This window comes from Isoptericola sp. NPDC057191 (assembly GCF_042670225.1).
Lineage (GTDB): Bacteria > Actinomycetota > Actinomycetes > Actinomycetales > Cellulomonadaceae > Isoptericola.
Genome location: NZ_JBHUWC010000178.1, coordinates 1 through 8,305 on the forward strand (window position 1 = coordinate 1; position 8,305 = coordinate 8,305).

General features: G+C 73.2%; 8 protein-coding genes. 2 read left to right on the forward strand and 6 right to left on the reverse strand.

What is annotated here, in order from left to right:
- Positions 1–29: 29 nt before the first annotated feature.
- From purD to ACFT55_RS17005, 4 genes are all read right to left on the reverse strand, one after another.
- Positions 30–1,328 (reverse strand): phosphoribosylamine--glycine ligase, encoded by a 1,299-nt coding sequence (purD, locus tag ACFT55_RS16990; protein WP_380245024.1) that lies wholly within the window; start codon positions 1,326–1,328, stop codon positions 30–32.
- An 11-nt stretch (positions 1,329–1,339) separates the two neighbouring features.
- Positions 1,340–2,062 (reverse strand): transporter substrate-binding domain-containing protein, encoded by a 723-nt coding sequence (locus ACFT55_RS16995; RefSeq protein WP_380245025.1) that lies wholly within the window; start codon positions 2,060–2,062, stop codon positions 1,340–1,342.
- A gap of 2 nt (positions 2,063–2,064) precedes the next feature.
- Positions 2,065–3,357: an adenylosuccinate synthase gene (locus ACFT55_RS17000; protein ID WP_380245026.1), complete on the reverse strand. Its 1,293-nt coding sequence runs from the start codon at positions 3,355–3,357 to the stop codon at positions 2,065–2,067.
- A gap of 150 nt (positions 3,358–3,507) precedes the next feature.
- Positions 3,508–3,867, reverse strand: coding sequence for an STAS domain-containing protein (locus ACFT55_RS17005; protein ID WP_380245027.1), 360 nt, complete (start codon positions 3,865–3,867; stop codon positions 3,508–3,510).
- Between the two features lie 77 nt (positions 3,868–3,944).
- Here ACFT55_RS17005 and ACFT55_RS17010 point away from each other — a divergent pair, with 77 nt between their 5' ends.
- A complete protein-coding gene (locus ACFT55_RS17010) occupies positions 3,945–4,394 on the forward strand; it encodes a DUF3151 domain-containing protein (protein ID WP_380245028.1) in 450 nt (149 codons plus the stop codon).
- A gap of 84 nt (positions 4,395–4,478) precedes the next feature.
- On the opposite strand, the gene ACFT55_RS17015 is transcribed toward ACFT55_RS17010, so the two are convergent.
- Entirely contained in the window at positions 4,479–5,282 is an 804-nt protein-coding gene (locus ACFT55_RS17015) for a hypothetical protein (protein WP_380245029.1), read from the reverse strand.
- 252 nt (positions 5,283–5,534) lie between these two features.
- Entirely contained in the window at positions 5,535–7,646 is a 2,112-nt protein-coding gene (locus ACFT55_RS17020; protein ID WP_380245030.1) for a SpoIIE family protein phosphatase, read from the reverse strand.
- A gap of 199 nt (positions 7,647–7,845) precedes the next feature.
- Between ACFT55_RS17020 and ACFT55_RS17025 the strand changes: the two genes are divergently transcribed.
- The gene (locus ACFT55_RS17025; RefSeq protein ID WP_380245031.1) at positions 7,846–8,265 is read left to right on the forward strand and encodes an STAS domain-containing protein; all 420 of its coding nucleotides are present in this window, start codon (positions 7,846–7,848) and stop codon (positions 8,263–8,265) included.
- Positions 8,266–8,305: the final 40 nt, after the last annotated feature.

Here is an 8,305-nt window from a genome sequence, read left to right on the forward strand (position 1 = left end):
GGTCGTCACCTGCCGGTCCGCGCGCGTGCTCAGGGGACCGCGACCTCGCCGCGCTCGGCCTTCAGCGCGATGTCGCTGCGATGGTGCGAGCCGTCCAGCGTGATCTGCGCGACCCCCGCGTACGCCGCTGCCCGCGCTGCCGCGAGGTCCGCGCCCTGGCCGACCACGGACAGCACCCGGCCGCCGGCGGACACCAGCGTGCCGTCGTCGGTCAGGGCGGTGCCGGCGTGCAGCACGTGCACGCCCTCCAGCGCCTCCGCGGCCTCGATGCCGCCGATGGCGTCGCCCTTGCGCGGCGACTCGGGGTAGCCCTGCGACGCGACGACGATGTTGACCACGGCGTCGTCCGACCAGCGCAGCGGCTCGACGCCGTCGAGCCGGCCGGTCGCGGCGGCGACCAGCACACCGGACAGCGGCGTGCGCAGCCGGGTGAGCACCGCCTGGATCTCCGGGTCACCGAACCGGGCGTTGAACTCGACCACGCGAGTCCCACGGCTGGTCAGCGCGAGCCCCACGTACAGCACGCCGGAGAACGGGGTGCCGCGGCGCGCCATCTCGTCGACCGTGGGCTGCGCGATGCGGTCGACCACCTCGGTCACCAGGCCGGACGGCGCCCAGCCGAGCGGGGTGTAGGCCCCCATGCCGCCCGTGTTGGGGCCGGCGTCGTCGTCACCCACGCGCTTGAAGTCCTGGGCGGGCACCATCGGCACGACGGTCGCGCCGTCGCACAGGCAGAACAGGGAGACCTCCGGACCGTCCAGGTACTCCTCGACCACGACTCGTCCGTCGCCGCCGCGGGCGTCGAGCGCCTCGCGGGCGTGGGCGAGGGCGGCGTCGCGGTCGGACGTCACGACGACGCCCTTCCCGGCGGCCAGGCCGTCGTCCTTGACGACGTACGGGGCCCCGAAGGCGTCGAGCGCGTCCGCGACCTGCGCCTCCGTGGTGCACACGTGCGCCATGGCGGTGGGGACGTTCGCGGCCGCCATGACGTCCTTGGCGAACGCCTTCGAGCCCTCGAGGAGGGCGGCCTCGCCGGACGGCCCGAAGCACGGGATGCCGGCCTCGCGGACCACGTCGGCGACGCCCGCCACCAGCGGAGCCTCCGGCCCGACGACGACGAGGTCGACGCCCAGCGTCCGCGCGAGCGCCGCGACGGCGCGGCCGTCGTTCGCGTCGACGGGGTGCAGGGTCGCCTGGGCGGCCATGCCCGGGTTGCCGGGGGCCGCGTGCAGCTCGTGCGCCGGCTGCGTGCCCTCGGCGGCCTCGGACGCGAGGGCGTGGACGATGGCGTGCTCGCGGGCACCGGTCCCGACGACGAGGATCTTCACGGGCAGCCATGCTAACCGGGGACGGTGGCGTCCTGTCCGGAGCGTTCGAGGGCGGCCGTGACGAAGCCGTCCGCGACCAGTCCGGCGACGGCGTCGCGCAGCCACGCGACGGCGGCCGGGTCCCGGTCCCGGCCGGTGGCCACGGCCTGGCGGATCTCGGTGAACCGGGGCTCGACGAGGCGCAGCCCCGGGTGCTGCCCCACGTAGCGCGTGAGGGGCTGGCGGATGCCGGCCGCGACCTCCAGGCCGTGCTCCTCGAACGCGACGGTCCCGTCGGCACCACGCACCACCTGAGCGTGCTGCAGGGTGCGCGTGAGGTACAGGTCGTAGGCGGAGCCCTGCTTGACGCCGACGCGCACGCCGGGGCGGTCGACGTCCTCGGCCGTGCGCACCACGGAGTCCTCGGGCACGGCGAAGACGCCCTCGATCAGCACGTACGGCGCCGTGAACGCGACGTGGGCGGCCCGCTCGGGCTCGACGGCGAGGAAGCCGACGTCGGCCCGTCCTTCCGCGACCGCCGCGAAGGACAGCCGCGCTGCGTCCACGCACTCGAGGCGGGCCGGCACCCCGAGGCGACGCGCCAGCTCCCGCGCGAGGTCCGCCGTGACGCCGGCGGGGGCGTCCGGCGTGCCCTGCGCCAGCACCGGGTTGCCGAGGTTGAGCACCGCGCGCAGCGCCCCGTGCGGGGCGAGCGCGGCGACGACCTGCGGGGACGCCTGCGCGGGAGCCGCCACGATCAGCGCGCGTGGATGAGGTCGTGCACCGGGATGATCTCGTCGCGCCGCGGGCCCACGCCCACCGCGGAGATGCGGCAGCCGGAGAGCTCCTCCAGCCGGGCGAGGTACGCCTGCGCGTTGGCGGGCAGGTCCTCGATGCGGCGGGCGCCGGAGATGTCCTCCCACCACCCGGGCATCTCCTCGTAGATCGGCTTCGCGTGGTGGAAGGCCGACTGGTCGTCGGGCATCTCGTCGTAGCGGGTGCCGTCCACGTCGTAGGCGACGCAGACGGGCACCTTCTCCAGGCCGGTGAGCACGTCGAGCTTGGTGACCACCAGGTCGGTGAGCCCGTTGATGCGCGCCGCGTAGCGCGCGATGACGGAGTCGTACCAGCCGCAGCGGCGCGCGCGGCCGGTCGTGACGCCGTACTCCCCGCCGGTCTTGAGCAGGTACTCGCCCATGTCGTCGAACAGCTCGGTGGGGAACGGGCCCTCGCCGACGCGCGTCGTGTACGCCTTGATGACGCCGATGACGGAGTCGACGCGGGTGGGCCCGATGCCCGACCCGGTGACCGCGCCACCCGCGGTGGCGCTGGAGGACGTGACGAACGGGTACGTGCCGTGGTCGATGTCCAGCATGGTCGCCTGGCCGGCCTCGAACAGGACGTTCTTGCCGGCGTCGAGGGCCTGGTTCAGCACCAGCGGGGTGTTCGCGACCATCGGCCGGAGCCGTTCGGCGTGGGCGAGCAGCTCGTCGACCGTCTCGTCGATCTCGACGCCGCGGCGGTTGTAGACCTTGACCAGCAGGTGGTTCTTCTGGTCGAGCGAGCCCTCGACCTTCTCCCGCAGGATCTTGGGGTCGAACAGGTCCGCGATGCGGATGCCGACACGGTTGATCTTGTCCGCGTACGCCGGCCCGATGCCCCGGCCGGTGGTGCCGATCCGGCGCTTGCCGAGGAACCGCTCGGTGACCTTGTCGAGCGTGCGGTGGTACCCGGCGATGACGTGCGCCTGGCTCGAGACGAGCAGGCGCGAGACGTCGACGCCCCGGGCGATCAGGTCGTCGAGCTCCTCGAACAGCACGTCGATGTCCACGACCACGCCGTTGCCGATCACCGGGACGACGCCGGGCGACAGGATGCCGGAGGGCAGCAGGTGCAGGGCGTACTTCTCGTCACCGATGACGACGGTGTGGCCCGCGTTGTTGCCGCCGTTGAACTTCACGACGTAGTCGACCCGGGACCCGAGCAGGTCCGTGGCCTTTCCCTTGCCCTCATCGCCCCACTGGGCACCGACGAGCACCACGGCTGGCATGAAATCTCCTCGTGTCGACGAGGCCCGGCATGTCGCCCGTGGGCGGGCCTCCTCGGCCGGGCCGCGCCCGAGTTTACCCGTCCGTGACCATGCCGGAGGATCAGCCGGAGGATCGGCCGGAGATTCCGCCGGCGGACCGGCGGGGGGCGGTCAGGCGGGTCGGTGCGACGCGGGGGCCGACGACGCCGGCGCGGACTCGCACCGGTGGTCGCGGTCGATGCGGAACAGGTCGAGCGCGCCGCACACCTCGAGCACGAACAGGTCGCGCTCGTCCGCACCGCGCAGCACCGTGGCCCCGCCGCGCTTGCGCCCGGCGTCCGCCAGGGAGATTAGGAAGGCAGCGCCCGTCGAGTCCATGAAGGTGACCCGGCACATGTCGATCACCAGCAGTTGACGGCGCAGCCCGACCACCCGGGTGGCGATCTCGGGGAACTGGTCGCGTTCCGCGAGGTCGAGGTCACCGGCGATCACGAGCGTCGTCGTCGTCGATGACGTCGCGATCTCGATCATGCTGCCGAGCGTACCCGGGACCGGGCCTGCACGACGCCCGAGGGCGCAGGGCCCCGCGAGCGGGCGAGAATGGGCCCATGACCTCCCCCGTGGACGACCTGCTCGCCGGCCCGCCTCCCACCCGCCTGCCCGACGACCACCCCCAGGTGCGCGAGGGTCTCGACGCCGGGGAGGACCCGGCCCGCCTCGCCGCCGACCATCCCGCAGCCTCTCTGGCCTGGGCCGTGCTCGCGGAGCTCACGCTCGACGGCGCGGGTGCGGAGCCCAGTGCCGCACGGTCGGTCGCGGCCTACGCGTACGCCCGCACCGGGTACCACCGCGGCCTGGACGCGCTGCGCCGCGCGGGCTGGCGCGGCCAGGGGCCGATCCCCGCCGACCACGTCCCGAACCAGGGCTTCCTGCGCGCCCTCGCCGCCCTGGCCACCGCGGCCGGCCAGATCGGCGAGACCGCCGAGGCGGACCGCTGCACGCAGTTCCTCCGTGACTCCGGCACGTCCGTCGACGAGGTCCGCGCGCTGCGCGACTGACGCCACCAGGGCAGCATCTGACTCCACACGTCACGACGACGGCCACCTGTTCCCACGAACGGGTGGCCGTCGTCGCTGGTCATGTCATGGTCCTTGACCAGGCCTGGAGGCGATCTTCTCGATCGTCTCGGGGGTGGGGTTGTACCCGATGGTGACCGTGGTGGTCGGGAGCAGTGCACGCTCGCCGTCGGTGTCGACCTCGATCATGGGCGTCACCATCACGAAGTCAGCGGCGGGATCGCACCGGACGCTCACCCGCGTGGTCAGCAGCCGCCGGCTCATCGTGGCCTCTGCCGAGACGTCCACGTAGTCCGACGCGTTGAGCGCCCTGACGACCGGCGCCCGCCCCGCCTTCTCGTGGGCCTCGAACTTCTGCGTGAACGTGCCGCAGCTCGGTGCGGTGACGGTCGCCTCGCCGGTGACCTCGAACGGGCCGTCGGTCTCCCGGTTCGGGTACACCCTCACCTGGCCCACGTCGAACGTCTGCTCCTCGCCGTCGACCGTCAGCGTGATCGTGGAGAACTCGACCAGGCTGTCGTGCGCATCGACGTTGAACGTGAGGTTCCCGAGACGCCGCTCGCCGACACCTTCGACGTGTCCCTGAGTGCCTCGGAGCATGTCGAAGTCGTCCACGTGGCGGGTGCCGGCCGTCACCCCTGTCGCGTCCCAGACCGGGTCATCGGGGTCGGCGACGAACAGCAGGTTCAGATCGATCCCGACGCCGTCCTCCCCGACGACGTCGATCGCGGCGGTGGCGAACCGGGCCGTACCGCTGACCGCGGTCGTCGGCGCCGGGGCGGGGGCCGGTGCCGTGCATCCCGCCATCGCGGCGACGGCGCCTGTGGCGAGCACTCCGACCAGACGCGTCCGGCGACAGATCCCGATCACGTCTCCCTCCTCGGATGTCAGGTGCTGCGCCCGTACATCCACCTGTCGGGGTGCCCGCCGACTTCTCGGCGGACCTTCTCCCGTGGACCTTCTTCCGGCCCATCGTGACCTCTCAGCACCCGCAGCGCCGGCGAGTTGCAAGATCTGCACGGGCATCTCAGCACTCGGGCGTACTCATGAGGGCAGGACCTGCACCTGGTGTCGGACGCCACCGGTTCGGGGAGAGCTTCCGGAACGGTCGGGCAGAACGGTCTACCGCGGGGTGCCGGAGCTCGCGTGCAGCTTCGCCCACACCAGCTTGCCCGACCCGGCGGGCCGCCACCCCCAGTCGGCCAGGCGCTCCACGATCTGCATCCCGAACCCGCCGACGCGGTTGGGGTGCCCGTCCGTGGTGACGGGCGGGGCGGGGTTGGAGTCCTCGACCTCGATGCGCAGCCCGTCCCCGGTGTCGAAGAGCCGCAGCGCGATGTTGCCCCAGCCGTGCAGCACCCCGTTCGCCACGAGCTCGGAGACGACGAGCTCGGCGGACGCGGACTCCGGCAGCCCCCACGCCTGGCAGGTGCGCAGCACGGCGTGCCGGGCACGGCCGATGGACGCCGGCTCGCTGGGCAGCAGCCACCGGCGTGAGCGGGGGCTCAAGGGCTGGGTCTCGGCGTCGGCGACCGGGTCGGGCACCCGCACGACCACCAGCGCGACGTCGTCCTCGGGCGCGTCGGCGAGCCGGGAGAGCAGCTCCTCCCCCACCCCGGCGGCGTCGCGGGCCGTGATCCGGGCGGAGGTCTCGACGAGCGCGTCGAGACCGACCTTGAGCGAACGGTCGCGGCGCTCGATGAGGCCGTCGGTGTAGAAGAGGAGGACGTCGCCGCGGCGCAGCTCCGCCTGCCCGGTGGTGCGGGGGCGGGAGCCGAAGCCGACGAGCGACCCGGCGCCGCCGGCGAGCTGCGTGACCTTGCCGTCGCGCAGCAGCAGCGGCGGCAGGTGGCCGGCGCGCGTGTACTGCACGGTCCAGGCGTCGCCGTCGGGCTGGTGCTTGAGCGTCGCGTAGACCATGGACGCGGAGCGCGGGATGCGCATGCCGGTGACGAGCTGGTCGACCCTGTCGACGACGATGCCGGGCGTGGCGAGCTCGAAGGCGTAGGACCGCACGACGGAGCGCAGCTGACCCATCGCGGCCGCCGCCTCGACGTCGTGCCCGACCACGTCGCCGACGACGAGCCCGACGGTGCCGTCGCTGATCTGGAGCACGTCGTACCAGTCGCCGCCGACCTGGGCGTGCTCGGCGTTGGGCGCGTAGTAGGTCCACACGTCGAGCCCGGACACGTCGGCCTGCTCGGGCAGCATGGCGCGCTGGAGGGCCTCGGCGAGCCGGTGCTCACGGGCGTAGAGGCGCGCGTTGTCGATGGCGGTGCCGGCGCGGCGGGCGACGACCTCGATCACGGTGTGCACGTGCTGCGGCTCGGTCGGCGCCGGGCCGGGTGCTTCCGTGACCGTCCCGTCGGCGGCGACGCCGACGCCGTGCCAGGTGGCGAGGAGCCCGAGCACGCGACGCCGGCCGGCCACGGCGTGCACGACGACGGCGCGCGGCAGGGCACCGGTCTCTTCGACGACGCGCCGCAGCACGTCGCGGCGCAGCCAGCCCGAGGCGGCGTGGGCGGGGAAGCGGGCGTCGAGGCGGAGCATCACCGGCCCTTCGATGACGCCCTCGAGCAGGTCCTGGACCTCGTCCCGCACCGGCTCGTGCCCCTCGTGCCCCTCGTGCACCGGCGAGCCCTCGGCGTCCCCGTCCGGGGCCTCCGGGACGTAGCGGGCGTGCCGGCGTCCGCGACCGCTGGGGGGCGAGGCGACGTCCACGCCGTCGGCGAAGAGGAGGCCGTCGTCGTTGACGTAGAACCCCGCCCAGGGCACGAGCGAGCGCAGCAGGTCGGCGATGTCTCGCAGGGCGTACGGGTACTCGAGGTCGCCGAGCAGCTCGGTGGTCTGGGCGATGAGGTCGAGGTCGGCCCGCTCGCGGCGCTCGACCTCCAGGGACGCGAGCTGTGCCGCCTGGCGCTCGACGTGCGTCGAGACGTCGGTGGCGGTGCCGAACCACCGGTGAGCGGGGCCGTCCGCGTCCGGCACGGGGGACATCGTCACCTGCCACCACGTGCCCGCCCCGTCGGGGTGGCGGCCGCGCACCATGCGCGTGGTCGGCCGGCTGGCGCGCAGGTCCTCCTGGCTGCGCTCGCGCTCCGTGTCGTCGGCGACGAGCGCGAGCAGCGGGTGCTCCCCCAGCGCGGCGAGGTCGCTCAGGCCGATGCCGGTCTGCCGGGCGAACGCGTCGTTCACCCAGAGGACGGGCATGCCGTCGTCCCAGGAGCCGGTCACGAAGGCCGGGATGATGGCGTCGGCGACCGCGACGTCAAGAAAACCACTCGGGAGGGGCGGCACAGGACCGGATGATTCGGTCATAATGCCTCCACTGCCAAGATTCCCCGCCCGGGTTGGTGTTCTTGCTGGTCATTCAACCGTAGATTGGTGTCCGCCGAGACTCGAGATGAACGCCCCGGCGCGTGGAAGGAGCACCGTGCACGACGGATCGAACTCGACCCCACGTGACCTGCGGCGTGCAGACGTGAGGGAGGCAGACGTGATGCCCGAGCTGGGAGACCCCGCGAGCGTGCACGTCATCGTGGGCGCGTCGCGTGCCCGCGTGGTGCTGTCCGGAGAGATCGACGCCGACATCGGCGCCGAGCTCGGAGAGGCGATCTCCGACGCCGAGGGCTCCGGCCTCCCCGTCGAGATCGACGCCCACCACGTCACCTTCATGGACTCGTCCGGTGTGGCGTTCCTCGCACGGCTCGCGTCGCGCAGCCCGCACCGCGTGCGGGTGCTCCGCGCACCCCCCACCGTGCGGTTCCTCCTCGAGGTCACCCGCATCGGTGAGCTCCTGGAGATCGTCGACGTCGACCCGGGCTTCGACCTGGAGACCCCGACGCCGAGGTAGTCGGAGACTCGCCGAGGTAGTGCTGAGGGCGGCCCGCACC

Coding starts and splice junctions, on each gene's coding strand:
- ACFT55_RS17000 (WP_380245026.1), bottom strand. CDS start 3,357: ATGCCAGCCGTGGTGCTCGTCGGTGCCCAGTGGGGCGATGAGGGCAAG.
- ACFT55_RS17005 (WP_380245027.1), bottom strand. CDS start 3,867: ATGATCGAGATCGCGACGTCATCGACGACGACGACGCTCGTGATCGCC.
- ACFT55_RS17010 (WP_380245028.1), top strand. CDS start 3,945: ATGACCTCCCCCGTGGACGACCTGCTCGCCGGCCCGCCTCCCACCCGC.